Source organism: Pseudomonas sp. S3_E10, assembly GCF_054667615.1.
Genome location: NZ_CP162743.1, coordinates 5,888,816 through 5,907,006 on the forward strand (window position 1 = coordinate 5,888,816; position 18,191 = coordinate 5,907,006).

Annotated in this window: 14 protein-coding genes and 1 pseudogene; 3 read left to right on the forward strand and 12 right to left on the reverse strand. The window is 61.1% G+C overall.

Annotation, left to right across the window (positions count from 1 at the left end; translation table 11 throughout):
• Positions 1-102 precede the first annotated feature (102 nt).
• From AB4N98_RS26990 to AB4N98_RS27005, 4 genes are all read right to left on the reverse strand, one after another.
• Positions 103-471: an AprI/Inh family metalloprotease inhibitor gene (locus AB4N98_RS26990; protein WP_065879102.1), complete on the reverse strand. Its 369-nt coding sequence runs from the start codon at positions 469-471 to the stop codon at positions 103-105.
• A gap of 49 nt (positions 472-520) precedes the next feature.
• On the reverse strand, positions 521-1,954 hold the full coding sequence (locus AB4N98_RS26995; protein WP_017530633.1) for a serralysin family metalloprotease: 1,434 nt from the start codon (positions 1,952-1,954) through the stop codon (positions 521-523).
• Positions 1,955-2,320: 366 nt separating this feature from the next.
• Positions 2,321-3,424 carry a DmpA family aminopeptidase gene (locus AB4N98_RS27000; protein WP_065879103.1) on the reverse strand — a complete coding sequence of 368 codons (1,104 nt, stop codon included), beginning with the start codon at positions 3,422-3,424 and terminating at the stop codon, positions 2,321-2,323.
• A gap of 9 nt (positions 3,425-3,433) precedes the next feature.
• Positions 3,434-4,798, reverse strand: coding sequence for an APC family permease (locus tag AB4N98_RS27005; protein WP_017530631.1), 1,365 nt, complete (start codon positions 4,796-4,798; stop codon positions 3,434-3,436).
• A gap of 199 nt (positions 4,799-4,997) precedes the next feature.
• Here AB4N98_RS27005 and AB4N98_RS27010 point away from each other — a divergent pair, with 199 nt between their 5' ends.
• Positions 4,998-5,783, forward strand: a complete 786-nt coding sequence (locus AB4N98_RS27010) for a helix-turn-helix transcriptional regulator (RefSeq protein WP_017530630.1) — start codon at positions 4,998-5,000, stop codon at positions 5,781-5,783.
• Positions 5,784-5,838: 55 nt separating this feature from the next.
• Here AB4N98_RS27010 and AB4N98_RS27015 read toward each other — a convergent pair whose 3' ends face one another.
• From AB4N98_RS27015 to AB4N98_RS27030, 4 genes and pseudogenes are all read right to left on the reverse strand, one after another.
• Entirely contained in the window at positions 5,839-6,918 is a 1,080-nt protein-coding gene (locus AB4N98_RS27015) for a polyamine ABC transporter substrate-binding protein (protein ID WP_065879104.1), read from the reverse strand.
• Between the two features lie 60 nt (positions 6,919-6,978).
• Positions 6,979-7,074 (reverse strand): annotated as a pseudogene (locus AB4N98_RS27020) (cupin domain-containing protein); the annotation flags it as partial.
• 34 nt (positions 7,075-7,108) lie between these two features.
• A complete protein-coding gene (locus tag AB4N98_RS27025; protein ID WP_068931828.1) occupies positions 7,109-8,515 on the reverse strand; it encodes an NAD(P)/FAD-dependent oxidoreductase in 1,407 nt (468 codons plus the stop codon).
• Positions 8,516-8,564: 49 nt separating this feature from the next.
• Positions 8,565-9,374, reverse strand: coding sequence for a helix-turn-helix transcriptional regulator (locus AB4N98_RS27030; RefSeq protein ID WP_017530627.1), 810 nt, complete (start codon positions 9,372-9,374; stop codon positions 8,565-8,567).
• 256 nt (positions 9,375-9,630) lie between these two features.
• On the opposite strand from AB4N98_RS27030, the gene AB4N98_RS27035 reads away from it, so the two are divergent.
• Positions 9,631-9,903, forward strand: a complete 273-nt coding sequence (locus tag AB4N98_RS27035; protein ID WP_003174017.1) for a DUF1652 domain-containing protein — start codon at positions 9,631-9,633, stop codon at positions 9,901-9,903.
• Between the two features lie 65 nt (positions 9,904-9,968).
• Here AB4N98_RS27035 and AB4N98_RS27040 read toward each other — a convergent pair whose 3' ends face one another.
• The gene (locus AB4N98_RS27040) at positions 9,969-12,416 is read right to left on the reverse strand and encodes a UvrD-helicase domain-containing protein (protein WP_460149113.1); all 2,448 of its coding nucleotides are present in this window, start codon (positions 12,414-12,416) and stop codon (positions 9,969-9,971) included.
• Between the two features lie 217 nt (positions 12,417-12,633).
• Here AB4N98_RS27040 and AB4N98_RS27045 point away from each other — a divergent pair, with 217 nt between their 5' ends.
• Positions 12,634-13,329, forward strand: coding sequence for a pirin family protein (locus AB4N98_RS27045; RefSeq protein WP_017530625.1), 696 nt, complete (start codon positions 12,634-12,636; stop codon positions 13,327-13,329).
• A gap of 117 nt (positions 13,330-13,446) precedes the next feature.
• On the opposite strand, the gene pgm is transcribed toward AB4N98_RS27045, so the two are convergent.
• The 3 genes from pgm to AB4N98_RS27060 form a co-directional block, all read right to left on the reverse strand.
• Positions 13,447-15,093, reverse strand: a complete 1,647-nt coding sequence (gene pgm, locus AB4N98_RS27050) for a phosphoglucomutase (alpha-D-glucose-1,6-bisphosphate-dependent) (RefSeq protein ID WP_065879108.1) — start codon at positions 15,091-15,093, stop codon at positions 13,447-13,449.
• A 96-nt stretch (positions 15,094-15,189) separates the two neighbouring features.
• The gene (locus tag AB4N98_RS27055) at positions 15,190-16,596 is read right to left on the reverse strand and encodes an aminotransferase-like domain-containing protein (RefSeq protein ID WP_017530623.1); all 1,407 of its coding nucleotides are present in this window, start codon (positions 16,594-16,596) and stop codon (positions 15,190-15,192) included.
• A complete protein-coding gene (locus AB4N98_RS27060) occupies positions 16,593-18,011 on the reverse strand; it encodes a hypothetical protein (RefSeq protein WP_065879109.1) in 1,419 nt (472 codons plus the stop codon). The genes AB4N98_RS27055 and AB4N98_RS27060 overlap by 4 nt, the downstream gene beginning before the upstream one ends.
• Positions 18,012-18,191: the final 180 nt, after the last annotated feature.

Below are 18,191 nucleotides of genomic sequence, written 5' to 3' on the forward strand. Positions count from 1 at the left end.
AGGTGTTGATCTTCCTTGAACCGGATTGCACGCATAAGCTGCCCGAGCCCCAGATACAGGCCGAGCAACTAATAAAATCGAGTAATACGCGTATAGCGATAACTAAGGCATTCGTTTTAGTTCAATAACGTCGCCGGTTTTATTACGCGCCTGATAACTACCGCCCTTCTGGCGATTCAAGTGTGCGATGCCGCTGCCCACGGCGTTGAACAGCCAGATGCCGTCCGGCGTAGGTGACCAGGTCAGGGGTTTTTCTCCCAGCCACTGTTCGGCGCAGGCGACGTCACCGCCCAGCGCATTCGCCTGTTCGAGCAGGTCCAGGGCGCACACCTGGCCCTGCTGGTGCAACTGCCAATGCCCGGCCAACTGGGCCGTGGTGGGTAAAACAAGACTGCTCGCCATTGCGTGGGCTCCTGCCGACACGAACATCACCTGCAACCCGCAGGCGATCCAATTGAAAAAACGCTGCATCCGCACGCTCCCTCGTGAAGGCGCGACGCGCAAGCGCCGCGCCCTTGTATCACGCGACGATGTCGCTGACTGCCGCCTGGCCGACGGTGGTGACGAGGAAGTCCGCCACGCCGTGCCCGGAGAAGTCCACCGCCAAGGTACCCAGGTTGCTGCCTGCCGCATAGGTCAGGACCGCGTCGCCGGCATGCCCGGTAAACGCATTGACGAAGCTCAGGCCGGCGCCTTTGGTGATGCCGCTGAGGTCGATCTTGTCCGAGCCCGAGGTGAAGTCGAAGAGCTTGTCTGCAGCCCCTGGCTTGGAATCGGAACTGGCGCCGAACACAAAGGTGTCGCTGCCCGCGCCGCCCCACAATTGGTCGGCACCACCCCCGCCATAAATCAGGTCATTGCCGGCCCCGCCTTTGATCACGTTGGCCGCGTTGTTGCCGATGATCAGGTCGTTGCCCGCGCCGCCGAAGGCGTTCTCCACGGTGACGCCCTTGGCGATGGACACGTTGCCCACCAGGCCGCCGACGTCGGAGAACGCGGTTTCATTGAGGTTGATCTTCTGGTTCTGGGTGAACCCGGAGAAGTCCAGGGTGTCATTGCCGCCACCGTCCCACACCGAGAACACCAGCTTGTCGGCGTTGGAGCTGGCGCTGAGAAAATCACGCCCGGTATTGGAGTTGAAACCGTAGGTGGTGTCACCGGCACGGGTGTTGTAGTTGGCGCCGTAGAGCTTCTGGATCGCCGCGATATCGTCGATCAACGGCCCCGAGGCATAGGCCTCGACCCCGCCTTTGCTGAAGTTCTGGTTAGTGTTGCTCTCGCTCCAGTAACTCATCAGGCTGTAGCCGCGCGTGTCCTGTCCATAGGTCGCGTCGTTGTAGGTGGGCGCGCCTTCGCCGGCGTTGTAGTCGCCGGGGTGAGCCAGGCCCAGGGTGTGGCCGATTTCGTGGGTGAGCGTCTGCCGGCCATAGTTGTTCAGGTCCGGGGTTTTGTTCGGCGTGTAGCTGTTGTTGGTCAGGTACCACGAGGTGCCGTCGTAGCCCGCGCCGGTGCCGGGCAGGTAGGCGAAGGCCGCCGCGCCGTCCTGGCCACTGCTGTAGTTGCCGAAGGTCATGTGGCCGTCACCGCCGCTGGCTTTCTCGGTGAACGCGACGTTGGCCACGTCTGCCCAGGATTGCATGGCCAGCACGGCCTGGGCCTTCTGCTGCGCGCTGAACTGGCTGAAGCCCGAAATGCCGTGTTTGTTCAGGGTGCTCGAGGAGGCCGAGGTGAGGAACGTGTAGGTCAGGTCGATCTTGCCGTTGCCGTCGAAGTCCCGGTACGCGGCACCGTCGCGCAGCAGCTGGGTGGCTGCCTGGTCGACGGTGTAGGAGGGTTTGCCATTGATCGTGAGGTTGCCGCCACGGTCATACAGATGGCTGAAGCTATCGATTTGCGCGTAAGCGGTGCTGGCTTGCGCCGCCGACACGATAGCCTTGTCTTTTACTTTTGACATAAACGTACTTCCTTGTGTGCAAGTGCATCAGTCTTTGATCGATAGGAACCCCGCTGGCGAGATCGTCCTATCACTCGCCTCTTTTGAAGGCGTCACGAAACTGACACAACTTGAAATCTTTCGTCCACCTCTATTTCCAAGGTTAAAAACGCGCCATCCGACAACTTAGGGAAGTCGGGTGCCGTATTTATTGGGGCACTCGGATTTTGTCCAACAAAAAACACCGGGCTCGTATTTAAATATTAAATATCGCTAACGCCGCGTAACTTCAGCGACGTCACGAATAATGGGATCCACTCTATTGCCACGGTGGCATTGGCAATATTAAACAGCCACTCCTTCAACTAACGATCAGGTTGTTCGTCATTACCGGGGCACACTCCAACCGCTGTTTTTTAATGCCTGCAACAGCGTGTCGCCCGTGAGGCCCGGCACCCGTACGCCGTCATCGGTGGTCATGTCCTCCCCGGCCAGAATGGCGTTGATGATCGCCTCCTCCACCGCCTCGGCCGCCGCGCTGAACAGCGGCGAAATATGGTCGTTGTTGAGCATCTGCAACGTGCTGCTGAACGGCAGGCCTGCACGCGCGTAATCCGCCGGCGGCAGGTCCCTGTTGCCGGTGGCGAAGGCCAGGAACAGGTCGCCGCTGGAGTCCTCGGTACCGCCGCCGGTGCGGGCGATGCCAATGGATGCGCGTTGTGCCAGGCGCTGGCACTGGTGCGGCAACAGGGGCGCGTCAGTGGCAATGACCACCACGATCGAGCCCATGCCCGGCGTGCCGCGTTCGGCGAAGGGCGAGGCAATGCCCATCAGTTGGCGCCCCACCGGGTAGCCGTCGACCCGCAGCTCCTGGCGCTTGCCATGGTTGGCCTGCACCAGCACGCCAACGGTCCAACCGCCCTGCTCCGCCGGTAAACGTCGCGACGCGGTGCCAATACCGCCCTTGAACTCATGGCAGATCATCCCGGTACCGCCACCCACCGCGCCTTCCTGCACGGGGCCGGTCTCGGCGTTGTGCAGCGCCTGGCGCACGTGCTCAGGCTTGACGTGTTGACCCCAGATATCGTTGAGCAGGCCGTCGTAAGTCTCCATCACCACCGGCATGCACCAGTACACCGCCGGGTCCGCCAGGCGTTCGCGCTCCAGGGCGATCAGGGTGTCGCGCACAATGCCCAGGCTGTGGGTGTTGGTGATGGCCAGCGGCGTGGTCAACAGCCCGGCTTCGCGGATCCATTCAAGGCCGGTGGCATCGCCATTACCGTTGAGCACGTGGTAACCGGCGAAACACGGTTGTTGCCGCGCCTCGCCGGCGCGCGGCTGGACCACGCTGACGCCGGTGCGCACGTGTTTGCCGTTGATACGCGTCTTGAGTGTGCTGTGGCCGACCCGGACGCCCGGCACATCGGTGATTGCATTCAACTCACCGGGCGTACCCAGCCCCAACGTGATGCCCAATTGACGTGCGCGCATACCCACTCCTTACAGTTTCTGGAAGACCGGACTCGACCGGCCGCTGATGCAATAGAAAATCACCGACACGGCCAGCAAGCCGAGGATGACCATGATGTCGCGCACCGAGGCCGCCATGACCAACGTGATCAACAGGTACCCCGCGCCCAGTACCGCCAGCAACGCGGGCAACGGCCACAGCGGCATGCGATAGGGATGCTCGCGGTCGCGCAGCAGCGCACGGCTCATCAGTGCGCTCAGCGCCACCACCAGGTACACCAATATGATCAGCAACACGCTGAACGACGTGAGGTCGGCCAAATTCGAGCTGAAACTGAGCAGCGCCGAGGGGATCGCCAGGAACAGCGTAGCCAGCCAGGGCGAATCCCAGCGCGGGTGGATCCGCGTGAACAGGGTGTTGATGCTGGGTGTCCAGAGCGCATCGCGCCCGCTGCTGAACACCACGCGGCCGATCTGGATGACGATGGCGACGATGGCGTTGAACACCGACAGGAAGATCCCCGCGCTGACCAGCCGCGACAGGGTTTCATTGCCGTGGCTGGTGAGCAGGTAGCCGATAGGGTCGGGGCTGCTGATCATCGCGCTCAGGGAGGGCGCGCCGATCAACAGCGCGGTGATCGGTACCAGTTCGATGATCACCACCAGCCCCAGGGACCACAGCACCGCCTTGTGTACGCCTTTGCCGGCGCATTTCATGTCTTCGGCCAGCAACACTGCGGTGCCGTAACCGTTGTAGGAAAACAGGCCGATGCCCACCGCACCGATTACCAGGGCCCAGGGCGCCAGGTGCAGTACGCCGTTCTCGACGATCTGCGGCTGGAACAACACACTCGCGGGCTGCACCGGGTTGCCGAAGCCGATAAACACGATGACCAGCAACGCCGCCACTTCCAGCAGCAGGCACGTGCCGGTGATCCACGCATTGAGCTTGATATTGAGAACGCCCAAGGCGTAGCTGCATGCCACGATCACCAGGGCGACGGTTTGTGAATCAAAGCGGGTGCCCAAGGCGTTGTTGAGGTAGGTCGCGGCGCCAGTGGCCAATACCGGCGGGATAAACAGCAGCATCACCAGCACGGTGAGGAAGGTCGCATAGCCGGCCATGCCGCCGAACACGCGCTTGGCATACACATACTCACCACCGGCGCTGTTATGGGCGCGGCCCAGTTCGGCGTAGCAAAAGGCGAACATCAGTGCGAGCAAACCGGCCATCACAAACGCCAGGAACACCCCGCTGCCGGCCTGCTGGATGGCGAACGGTGCGATCACGAAGACCGAACTGGCGGGTGTCACGGCGGAAACCGTGATGGTCACCACATCGAAGACGCTCAGGGTGGGTTTCAGCACGCCGTCAAGCGTGGGGGAAGTGCTCATATCGTTATCCTCTGTCGTTGTTCTTGGTGTGAGGCAGAAACGAAAAATGATGTGTTGGCGGGATATGTTTCCCGCTGAATAATGGTGAAATTAAACGCTGCGTTTATGTCAGCCAATTCCCCTATTGGCGTACTCCCCTTGACGGCCTGCGGCAAAAGCCGAACCCTGGGCCGATCTTTGGGTGGCGGGAGCCTGTCATATGAGCCTGTTTCGCGAAGTCGGCATGCACGCCGGCCTGGGCCGCACCGTCTCGCATATCGGCACCGAGCGTTTCTGGAAACCGTTGGTGTTGTTGCTGCACCAGTGCGTGCCCTTCGATAACGCCCTGGCGATCTTCTACCCCCTGGATGGCCCACCCCGGGCCCTGGAAGAGTACGACGCCCAGCCCACCAGCAAACCCGCTTCGATGCTGGTGTACCTCAATGGCCTGTACCTGCTCGACCCCTTCTACCAGGCGTGCCGTGAAGGCAATGCCAGCGGCGTGTATCGCTTGGAAGAAGTGGCGCCGGATCATTTTCGCCAGAGTGAGTACTTCCTCAACTACTTTCACGACAACGTGCTGGAAGACGAGGTGCAGTTCATCCTGCAACTGCCGGGTACCGGCACGCTGTCACTGTCGCTGGGCATGCAGCGGCGCTTCAGCGGCGAAGAGGCAGGCTTGCTGACTACGCTTGCGGCCTGGGTGCTGCCGCTGATGCAACAGCATTGGCAACAGAGCACTCAACGGGTGCCGGCCATGGACAGCCAGATCAGGGATGCATTGAGCCAGTTCGGCAGCGGTGTGCTGTCGGAGCGCGAACTGGAAATCGCCCGGCTGGTACTGCGCGGGTTTTCTTCCAAAGCCATGGCCGAGCGCCTGAATATCTCGCCGGACACGGTAAAAGTGCACCGTAGGCACCTGTACGCGAAGCTGGACATATCGTCACAACCGGAGTTGTTTTCGTTGTTTATCCAGTCGCTGGGGCATGACTTGGAAAACCCCTGAGATCGTTCCCCCGCCAGGCGGGGGAACGATCAAACCCATCAAGACAGATGGTTTTTCAGCGCCCCATGCGAATGGTGTTCCAGACTCGCGTGCGAATCCGGTCGATATTCAGCGGCATGGCTTGCAGGGCAAACAACTTACCCATCATGTCCGCGCTGGGGTAGACCTTGGTGTCGCCTTTGATTTCAGGGTTGACCAGGCTGTCCGCCGCGCTATTGCCGTTGGCGTAGTGCACGGCGTTGGTGATCTCCGCCATGACCTGGGGCTCCAGCAGGTAATCCATAAAGGCGTAGCCGGCCTTTGCATCCGGCGCGTCGGCGGGCATGGCCACCATGTCGAACCAGATCGCGGCGCCTTCCTTGGGGATCTGATAACCGATCTTCACGCCATTGTTGGCTTCGGTGGCGCGGCTCTGGGCCTGCAGCACGTCGCCGGAGAAGCCGACAGCCACGCAGATATCGCCATTGGCCAGGTCACCGGTGTATTTCGAGGAGTGGAAGTACGCCACATACGGCCGCACTTTCATCAGCAGGGCTTCGGCCTTTTTGTAGTCCTCGGGGTTCTTGCTGTGGTGCTCAAGGCCCAGGTAATTGAGGGCGATGGGCAACAATTCCGGGCCGTTATCGAGGATGGCCACGCCACACTTGCTGAGCTTTTGCATGTATTCGGGCTTGAAAATCAGGTCCCAGGAATTCACGGGGGCATCGTCCCCAAGCACCGCCTTGACCTTGTCGATGTTGTAACCGATGCCGGTACTGCCCCACAGGTACGGGAAACCGTGGGCATTGCCCGGGTCATTGTTCTCCAAGGCCTTGAGCAGCACCGGGTTGAGGTTTTTCCAGTTGGGCAACTGGCTCTTGTCGAGCTTTTTCAGCGCGCCACCCTGAATCTGCCGGGCCATGAAGTGGTTGGAAGGAAACACCACGTCATAGCCGGAGTTACCGGTCATCAGCTTGCCGTCGAGGGTTTCGTTGCTGTCATACACGTCGTAGCTGAAACCGATCCCGGTCTGTTTCTGGAAGTTCTTCGTGGTATCCGGGGCGATGTAGCTGGACCAGTTATAGATTTTCACCGTCTCGGCGGCCTGGCTGACAGAGGCCAGCAACATCAAGGGCAACAGGGCAATGGCTTTCATGGTTCGATTTCCTGGCGGTTTTAGGGCTGTTTTTATGGCAGGCGATCAAGGATCAAAGCGTTACAGAATCAATACGTAGGTCTTGCGCACGGTTTCCTGGATATCCCACACGCCCGTGCTGTTGGCCGGCAACATCAGTGCATCGCCGGCTTGTATATGCTCATGGGTGTTCTCGTGTGAGTGAAACGGCTCAGTGCATGAAACCTTCCATGAACCCGGCCACGCCGGTCGCCCATTTGCGACGCCACGGGGCGGAGTTGGGGTTGGCCAGCACCTGGTCTTCATGGACAAAACTGCGAATGATCGCGTTGTAGCCCAGCCAGCGGCAGGGCTCGGGTTCCCAGGCCTTGAGCGCGTCGAGACCACGTTCGCGAATGACCCAGGGCTGTTTGGTCAGCGCTGTATCGCGCCCGAGGATCAAGTCCGCCAGGGTGCGACCGCCGAGGTTGGCAGCGCCGACGCCCTCCCCGCCATACCCGCCAGCCAGTGCGATGCCGGACTGTTGATCACAGAGCATGTGCGGCCGGAATTGGCGCGACATGCCGAGATTGCCGCCCCACGAATGGCTGATCCGTGCGTTTTTCAACTGTGGGAACAGCTCACTGAACAGGTAGCGACGCAGCTCGACTTCGCTGTCGGTCAGATCGAAGTTGTGGCGCAACTGTCCGGCGAACTGATAGCCGCCACGGGCGCCGAATACCAGGCGGTTGTCCGCCGTGCGCTGGCCATAAGTGACCTGGCGGCTGCTTTCGCCGAAGGCCTGGCCGTGGCTCAGGCCAATCTCGTCCCAGGTGCTGGCCGGCAACGGCTCGGTGGCGACGATCAGGCTTTGCACCGGCAATTGGTAGCGGCCCAAGGGCGGCAACGTGTTGGCATAGCCCTCGACGGCCGGTACCACCCACACCGCGCGCGCACTGGCCTTCGCCGTGCGCAGGCCGCCGGACTGCCACTGGGTTACCGGACTGTTTTCATAAATCTTCACGCCCATGCGTTCCACCACCCGCGCCAGGCCGCGCACCAGCTTGGCCGGCTGAATCGTGGCGACATGGGGTGCATAGATACCGCCATAGGGCCTGGCGATGCGGAGCTGTTCGGCCAACTGCTGCGGGCTCAGCCAGCGGTAGTCGGCGTCGGTGAGGCCCTGGCAATAGAGCTTGTGCAGATAGGCGCGCAGGCTGGCTTCTTGCTCGGGGTAGCGCGCGGCACAGTACAGGGCGCCCCCCTTGCGGTAGTCGCAGTCGATGCCTTCGCGGGCCAGTACCTGCGCCACTTCGTCGGGGATGCCGTGCAGCAGATCGAACGAGGCGCGGCGCGCTTCGGCGTGCAAGCCGGCCAGCAGCCGATCTTCGCCGAGCAGGTTACCCATCAGCCAGCCACCGTTGCGCCCCGAGGCACCAAAACCGGCGGTTTGCGCCTCGATAATCGCGATGGTCAACTCAGGCGCCTGGCGCTTGAGGTAGTAGGCGGTCCATAGCCCGGTGTAACCGGCGCCGATAATGGCCACGTTGACGTCCAAGTCATGCTCAAGGCACGGCCGAGCCACCAGCGGGTCGTCCAGTTGATCCATCCATAAACTGATGTTGCGCCATTGCGGCATGCCAGGCTCCCCTACCTCATTTCGATAGAGGGGATCCTAGAGCGCGGGGTTATTCGCTGTCTTGCGCGCGTGCACGCAGGGAAATTTGCTTGACGTAGGCTTTGGGCGACTGCCCGGTGTGCTGGCGGAAGGCGCTGTAGAACGCCGACAACGAATTGAAACCGGCGGCGAAGGCCAGGTCGTCGACCTTTATCGGCGGTGTGGCGTCATCCAGCGCTGCCAGCAAGTGCTGGAGCCGGGCCTGGTTGACGTAGCGGTAAAAGCTTTGCCCCAGCACTTGGTTGAGCAGATAGGAAATCTGGTTTCGGCTGTAGCCACACTCCTTGGCGACGCGCTGCAAATCCAATTCGGGGTCCAGGTAGGGTTGCCTGCGCTCGAAGTACTGCTGCAGGTCCTTGGCCATGTGCCCCAATTGCTGGGGCGACAGGCCCAGGCGGCTGACCGTGGGGCGCAAGGCCTGGGTGGGCTGCTCATGCACCAGTGACGCGTATTCATTGACCCGCCAGATCAACCCGTCGCGCACGGTAATGGCTTCGCTGGTACGAAACGACACCAGCCCCTGGCCGCCCCGCAACGTGATGCGGTACTGGATGAAGGCGGTGTCGCCCTCGGCACGGATGCGATCGGTGTGCTCAATGGCCTCATCGGCCTCACGGGGCATGCTGGCGTGCAGGTACTCACGCAGGTCGGCGTAACCAATGACACGGTTCTGGAAAAAGTCGTGGTACTGGATGTCCGGGTGGTAGTAGGACATTACCCCGTCCAAGTCGCGGTGGCGCCAACACAGATGGTGGCGCAACACCAGCTCACGCGTGGCGTGGGTGTGCTGGCAATCATCGGCGGCGGCGATGTCGGGCATGGGCGGTTCTGCGCTGGGTAAACCGTGGAGCTTGCCGAAATTCCACAGTGCCGACAACGGCCAATTGCGACCGCAGAGTAATGGCACTGTGCCCAATCCTGAGCAGGGCTTGACCTGCATCAACCTTATGCAAAACAACCGCCGAACGGGGCAAAAAAACTCGACTCGCGTTTGCGAACGAATGCTATTTTTAAAGCTCCGACGCCACGACCACTGACGGTCATGGCTCCCTGCCGCGAGCTAAAGGAAGCGCTCAATGAACAAGGTGGGCAACATGAACAAAGTGACGTTCCCCAACGCCTGCCAGTTGATGCGCTGGCATTTCCATCCGATGGGCTTCGAGGGCAGCATGGACGCGCCCGGCAGTATGGTCGCCCGCCTGTTCGACCGCGCCAGCGGCGAAACCCTGATTGCCATCGCCGGCATCCCCTGTGCCACGGTGATGAATGCCGCCGATGTGGAGCGCATCATTGAAGCGGTGGAAGACGAGCTGGCGTCCTTTGTACCGCCGTTGTCGTTGCGGGCGTGAGGTGAAGGCGGGAACGCCCACACCTCATCCGGACAGTTGCTCCCACAGTAGAGCCGGTGCGGCTTTCAGCCGCGCTGGTCATCGAAAAATGCCTTTTTTCCATCGACCCGTTCCGAAGCCCTGGGCACATTCACAGCCTGGCCTTCGGGCTTTTCCACATACCAGTAGCACTGGCTGACGGCCCGGGTAATGCCGACGTAGGCCAGGCGCAGCACCTCGTCCTGTTGCGCCGTGTCATACGGCTCGCTGTCGCCGTCCTTGCCCAGACCCGCCATGCGATACACCTGATTCTTGTAGGGCGAACGGGTCACGTGCTGGCAATCCCCAAGCAGAAAGACCGCATCGGCCTGCAGCCCCTTGGCGCTGTGGTAGGTCAATTGCTTGAGCCTGCGCGCTTGAGACGGCAAGCTGGAATCCACATTAACTACCGACTGAATATGCTCTTGAATCAACAGCTTATCGCTGCTTTTTCGATACAGCATTAATATCGAATCACCCTTTTGGTAGTGCTCCAGCAATCGACGGCCCAGCGCTGCGTCATCACGCGCAAACACTTTGACCGGCTCCAGCGCCTTGGGCGTGCCGCTGGCCTTGGCCTTCTTGCCGGGAATCGCCGGGGCGGCCCGCACAATATGCTCGGCTGCATCAATGATATGCTGATGGCTGCGGTAGTTCTCGCCGAGCATTACGCGGGTGGTACTCGGTGCGGGGAATTCTGTGTTGAATTGCATGAAGTATTTCGGCGAACTGCCGCGCCAGCCATAGATCGACTGCCAGTCATCCCCGACGCACAGCAGCGAAGAATGCTGTGCGCCACGCCCCACGTGCATCGCCGGGCCCCGGCTACGGATTTCGCGCAAGCTGGCCCGCAGCCACGAGACGATCTGCGGCGACACGTCCTGGAACTCGTCGATCATCAGGTGCGACAAGGGGCGCAGCAACGGATCGCTGAGCAACTTGAGGTTTTCCGGGGTGTTTTCGCCAAATAACGAGAACATGCGGTTATACGTCATGATCGGCGGCGATTGGTCGAGCAAGTGATCTTCCAGGGCCTTCCAGAAAATGCTCAGGGCCTCGAAGAAGAAGCGGTCCGGATCGTCTTTGGCAAAGCTCATCCGGCCCACGGCGGTGGGCACGTCCAGGCCGAGGTTCTCAATGAAGCCGGCCGCCATGACAAAGCTGTCGAGCAACGGTGCGCTGGCCAACTCACCTTTGACCTTGTAATCAAAGCCCGGCCCGGCGCTGGCATCTCCCGCCAGGCCGCTCGCAAGACGGCCGGATGATTCATAACTCTCGAACCAAATCAGCGGCTTACGACAGAAAGCTTGAAACAGGGTGCGCTTTACCGCCCATTCCGCGCGTACCGACAGCTTGGCATTCGGTCGGCTGAGCTGAGGGTTTTCCCGTGGATCAAAGCCCAGCACCACCCAGGCATCCAATTCGGGGATATAGCCGTGGCAGTGAAACTGTGCGCCATTGACCTCCACGGTCTGACGGTTGGGCTCAATCCCCTTGATCGGCCAGGCGCCGGCGCGGAACCACAGGTCCTCGATCACATCGCACAGCTCTTCATCGCGCTTGGCCGCCAGTTCGGTGACCGCCGCACGTTTCTGTACATCCGGATGGTCACGCTCCAGCTCCTTGAGCTGCAGGCCCTGACGAGCCAGCGGTGCGATCAGCTCGCGGAAACGCGGGTGCTCGCCCTGCAACCGGTGATAACAGGCGTTCATCTGCTGACGCTGGGCGTCATTGATGCGCAGGTCGAAGGGGTTGCTGTCGGCGTCTTCGAAGCCGGAACTGAGGTTTTCGAACGCTTGCAGGCGCTCAAAGCCCGGCAGGCTGCGCACCATCGGCAGGATGCGCGAGTGAAAGGTACGCACCACCGCCTGGGCATCTTTCATATCAAGCGGTTGGCCCCACAAGCTCATCATTTGCATGAGCTTGTGGATGAAGTCCTTGCGTGACTCGCGGGTAAAGGTCACCACCGTCATTGAGCTCAGCTCGAAGCCCAGATAATGGGTGAGCAGCAAAATGCGCAGTACCAGCGAGGTTGATTTACCGGCCCCGGCCCCGGCAATGACGGATGTCGAAGGCGTATCGCTGAAAATCATCTTCCATTGCGCCGCGCTGGGCTGGGCATGGGCCGGCAGCAACCGCGCCACGTCGGCCTTGAGACGTTTTTTCAGGTCGGCGGTCAGGGGCAACCGCCAATCGTCGAACAGGCTGTCGTCGATGCCGGGGGCTCGGTGCTCATCCGGGCGGAAATCACGAATCAACAGGACTTGTCGGCCCTCTTCGATGCCATCGGCCTTGCCTTCGCGATAGCCATACTCCACGCCGGCTTCGTGACCACTGCGAAACCCATCGGCTTGCCCGTGCAACCACGAAAACCGGTGCTGTGCGCGCAAGCGGGTCAGGCCGTGGCCAAACAAACGGGCGGCGAGGCGTTTCAACAGCGGCATTTGTGCCAGTGGGCGCAGTTCAGGGGGCAGATCAGGCTTGTGTTGCGGCACGCGGACTCCTGCGATGAGCTGGGTTTGACAGGTGCGCCATGGTCGCCGGAAACGCCGCGCAGTTCCAGCCAATTGCTGTGGCGTCATGCAGTTAGGCGATGAACTGAAAGTCAAAGCAGCGCAAACCAATCAATTTAGCTGATAGGAATCAGGCATTTTTTACGCTTTTTATCGATGTTGGGCTGACGGATGATGCCGTCATCAACAGGAGGCAATCATGCTCGAACTTCGACCTTTCAAATCCCTGGGCGGCGCCCATCATGGCTGGCTTGACGCTCATCATCACTTCTCGTTCGCCGAATACCACGACCCCAAGCGCATGCACTGGGGCAACCTGCGTGTGTGGAACGACGACATCATCGCGCCAGGCACCGGCTTTCCACAGCACCCGCACCGTGACATGGAGATCATCACCTATGTGCGCGAAGGCGCGATCAGCCACGCCGACAACCTGGGCAATAAAGGCCGTACCGAAGCCGGTGATGTGCAGGTGATGAGCGCGGGTACCGGGATCGCCCACAGTGAATACAACCTGGAAGCCACGCCGACCAAGATTTTCCAGATCTGGATTATTCCCAACGAAGCCGGGCTGCCGCCGTCATGGGGAGCCAAGCCGTTTCCCAAAGGTGAGCGCGAGGGCTTTGTGACCCTGGCCAGCGGCAAGGTCGGTGACAGCGAAAGCCTGCGCATTCGTGCTGATGCGCGCCTGGTGGCGGCCAATTTGAAGGCGGGCGAAAGTGCTGAGTACCGACTCGACAGCGGCCGCCGTGCCTATCTGGTACCGGCCACGGGTGTGATTGACGTCAATGGCGTGCGTGCGCAGGCGCGAGACGGCGTGGCGGTCGAGGATGAGCAGGTGTTGCGGGTGACGGCGCTTGAGGACAGCGAGATCGTATTGGTCGATCTGGCCTGATCGAAAGGTGGGAGGGACGGTGCGACCTGCTCCCGATAGCGGTGTGTCAGTCAGCTGATTGAATAACTGTCGCACCGCTATCGGGAGCAAGCCCCTCCCACATTTTTTACAACTGTGTCAGTTGGAGCTGATTGCGCCATCTACCAGCACTTGCGCCTCTTGCACCAATTGCTTGAGGTGATCTTCGCCAATAAAGCTTTCGGCGTAGATCTTGTAGATATCCTCGGTGCCCGATGGCCGTGCGGCAAACCAGCCGTTTTCGGTCATCACCTTCAAACCGCCAATCGCCTGGTTATTGCCCGGCGCGTGGCTGAGGATCTGCTGGATGCCTTCCCCGGCGAGTTCGGTGGAGGTCACCTGCTCCGGCGACAGTTTACCCAGCAAGGCTTTCTGCGCGGGCGTGGCCTTGGCGTCCACACGAATGGCGAACGGTTCGCCCAGGGCGTCGGTCAGGCCACGGTAGATCTGGCTTGGGTCCTGGCCTTTGCGCGAGGTCATTTCCGCCGCCAGCAGCGCCGGGATCAAGCCGTCCTTGTCGGTGCTCCACACGCTGCCGTCTTTACGCAGGAACGACGCGCCGGCGCTTTCTTCCCCACCGAAACCCAACGAACCTTCGAACAAGCCGTCGGCAAACCACTTGAAGCCCACCGGCACTTCATACAGACGGCGGCCGATGCGGGCCGCCACCCGATCGATCAGGCCGCTGCTGACCACGGTCTTGCCCACGGCCGCATCGGCGCGCCAGTCAGGACGGTTCTGGAACAGGTAGTCGATGGACACCGCCAAGTAATTGTTCGGCGCCAACAGGCCGCCGGACGGGGTGACAATGCCGTGGCGGTCGTGGTCCGGATCGCAGGCGAAGGCGACGTCGAAGCGCTCCTTGAGGCCGATCAACCCCTGCATGGCATAGCTGGAGGACGGGTCCATGCGGATCTGACCGTCCCAGTCAACGCTCATAAAGCGGAAGGTGGCATCGACTTCGGTATTCACCACCTCCAGGTTCAGGCGGTAATGCTCGGCAATCGCCGACCAGTAGCGCACCCCTGCTCCGCCCAATGGGTCGACGCCCAGGCGCAGATCGGCGCTGCGGATCGCGTCCATATCGATCACGTTGACCAGGTCCGCCACGTAGGTATTGAGGTAGTCGTGACGGTGGGTTGTGTCGGCCTTGAGCGCCTGGGCATGGGAGATGCGCTTCACCCCGGCCAGCTTGTTGGCGAGCAGCTCGTTGGCCTTGGCCTCGATCCACTTGGTCACATGGGTATCGGCCGGGCCGCCGTTGGGCGGGTTGTACTTGTAGCCGCCACTTTGCGGCGGGTTGTGGGACGGCGTGATGACAATGCCGTCGGCCAGGCCGCTGGTACGGCCACGGTTGTAGCAAATAATGGCGTGGGAAATTGCCGGGGTCGGCGTGTATTCATCACCTTCGGCGAGCATCACATGCACACCGTTGGCTGCCAGGACTTCCAGGGCGCTGGCGCCGGCCGGCGTTGACAGTGCGTGGGTGTCCAGGCCGACAAACAGCGGCCCGTTGATGCCTTGGGCTTCGCGATACAGGCAGATCGCCTGGCTGATGGCCAGCACGTGCCATTCGTTGAAGCTCAGCTCGAACGAGCTGCCACGGTGCCCGGACGTACCGAAGGCCACGCGCTGGGTGGAGATCGCTGCATCAGGCTGGCCGGTGTAGTAGGCCGTGACCAGTCGCGGGATATCCACCAGCAACTGGGCCGGCGCCGGTTTGCCCGCAAAAGGACTGATTGTCATGCATAAACCTCGGAAAGAAGGATGTGGAAAAATGGCAGTTTACTGAGAGTTGGACTACTGCGCGACGGTATCGATCCTACAACACAAATAGAAATTTCACCCAGTCTGCGCCTGGCGCAAGGCGTCGCTCAATGCCGCCAGGGCAATGTCCAGATTAGGGTGCCCATGGAAGGTGTGGCTCACGCGCAGGTTCTGGTGATGCAAGCCGCTGACGCTGAACAGCTCACCGGGTGCAACCACCACTTGCTGTACCAGCAAACGCTGGAATACCTGGCGCATATCCACGGCACGCGTGGAGGCCAGCCAGAACGCCGCCCCAGCCGCCGGCATTCGAAAACTCACCTGCCCTCCCAACTGTTGCTCCAGGCGCAGGCTCATCCGCACCGCTTGTTCGCCGAGCTGTTGGCGCAGCGTGCGCAGGTGCTGATCGAAACGCCCGCTTTGATGTAAGCGGGCGATGGCACGTTGGCGAATCGACGACAAGCGAAATGAGCGCAACAGGAATTGACGCTGCAACTCAACGCCCAGGCGCCGCGCCAGCAAAAAACCATAGGGGGCTTCCGAGCCGAGCAGTTTTTCGAATGAAGAGAACACGATCACCCGGTCAGGGTTCACCAGATCGCGCAACGCCGTGTGGGACGTATCGAAACTCAGCCGGCCGAAGGTGTCGTTTTCCAGCAGCCAGCAATCGTGTTGGCTCAGCAGCCGCGCCACTTCCAGCCGCTCGTAGAGCGACATCGTCACCCCCGAAGGCAAGCTGACCGTGGAAGAGAACATCACCAGGTGCACCGCTTCGTCGCGCAGCAGCCGCTCCAGGGTCGGGCGGTCCAGGCTACCCTCGGGTGTCCAGGGCAACTCAAGGATGCGCACCCCTGCGTCCTGGAACAGGCGCAGGATGAGCCAGTCACAAGGTGACTCCACGATGACCGTGCTGCCCCGCAGGCCCAGCACTTCAATCAGGATGTCCAGCACGCCGCGCAGGTCGGCACCGATGTACACATTGTCGGCGTGCCAGCAGTGGGTGGGCGACGAGGTGTAACGTGCGGCCAATGCGGCCCGTAATTCCCAGACCCCGTACGGCTGGGACCAGGGCTGCAAGTTTTTCGGGTACTGGCGCACCAGTTCGCGTTCCAGGCGCAGCAGGGCTGTGTCCAGTGAGGCCAGCAACGCGGGCTCATCGCCACTGAGCACGGCCATGCCGGGGCGTCGGGCTGCCGCGTAGAGGCGGTCGAGCAAATCCCCACCCGCCCACGCCGAGGGGTTGGCAGACATGGGCCAGGCGTAATAACCGGACTTGGCCACCGAATACACACGGCCTTCTTTTTCCAGCAACGCATAGGCGTACTGGATCGTCGAGATCGACACGTTCAGGCGCCCGGCCAACTGCCGCAATGACGGCAGCTTTACGCGGGTATCAGTACTGACCTCGTTGATCAGGGTAATCATGTAGCGGTAGACCGCCTGATACGCGAAGTCCGCCTGACGCTCGCCGCGCAGGGTCATTGCCCGGACGAATGCACGGCCAGGACGGCGCCGTGGGTTGCAGGGGCACGCCGTGCGCCATGGACGTCGACAAGGGGACGTTTGCGATACAGGTGCTGCAACAACGGCAAGGGCACGCCGCTGGTGTCCGTGACCCACTGTTGCAGCATATCGGCAGACGGCTTGCCCTGAAGCACCTTGTGCAGTTCCGGCAGCGCCACCAGCATGCCCGGATGGCACTGGCGCAAATAGCTTTCCAGGCGCTCACCATGATGAATGAACGGCGAAAACAACAGGCAGATCAGTTGGGTTTCATCCAGGCCGAAGAATGACTCGGCAAAAGTGCTTGAGAGCAAGCGCCCTTCAGCCGTGCCGGCCTGGGCGAGCAGTTCTTGGGGCATATGCAGGCCAAGCATGTACGGCGTTGCCTGCTGGATAAAATCTTCGACGCCCTCGGCGTAGTCCAGATCCCGCAGGCACTCAGCCTGCAGCCCGCGCAAATGGGCCATCAACAGCGGGTTGGAATAAGCCGGGTGCGTGAAGTGAAAACCCAGCGGGTCGGGGGTGTAGGCCATGAACTCAGTCAACAAGGACGATGAGCCCAGGTCGACGTCCTCCAGCAGGTCTGCCACACCGATGTAGGCGAGGTGGCGGTGGCTGGCCTTGCTGGGATCGTCATGGGCGACATAGTGGTCGCCGAATGCATCACGGTAATAACCGCTGCTCCACTCCTCCATTCGGGCGAACAATGCGTTGAGCGATAGCGCGCGGCCTTTGGCTATCGGCATACCGGCGCCCACGGCGGCTTTCTTGAGCCAGGCGAGAAACTGGCCTTGCTTGCGCGGGGAGTCACCGCTGACCAGCGCATGAACGCCGCCATTGCAGGTGGTGACACGCTGATAGAAGTCTCCAAGGGCCAGGTATGTGTCGTTGCACAGCATGGCGCGGCAGTCGCCGGAACTCAGGTGCCCGATCAACAACCTGGCGCGCCGGCTGATGTCTCGGGCCACTGGTGAGGCCGGGCGCAGGTGATTGAAGGGTTGTACCTCGTGGTTTTCCACCATTAACAACTCCACGCGCGGGTCGTCGTGGAGGAACAAACGGCCATAGCCCCGATTGAGGGTGTCCAATTGGCTTTCCGTGATGCCCGTATGACGCAGCGTTGCGACCCGCAGGTGAAAGGTACGGGGCGCACGCCCGGCAATGGTCAACTGGGCGGCGCGCAACAGCGCCAGGGTGTAGCTGCTGACTTCACCCCCGCCATGGGCCAACAGTATTTTGAAATCCCCCACCTGCTCCATGCCCCCTGCCGCCACAACGATGCGCTGTACCAATAACTGGAGTGCCGTTCGCCCGGAGCGACTGAAGTGCCCAATCAAACGCTGCAGAACTTGTTGGTAAACATGGTTCATCGCCTGCTCGTGAATAGTGCTCATAGTTCTACTACCTGAGTTGAAAGATCAGTTTCAAGCAACTGCTGGACAGTGCGTGCTCGACTTATTTTGCGTGTGGGAAAATCGCGCATTGCCTCGTGCGTCGATAAATAAACACTAGCAGCCTGTTGCCAAATCCCTGGGGCTTTGGCCAGCATCCAGTAGCCAGCACACGCACACAAG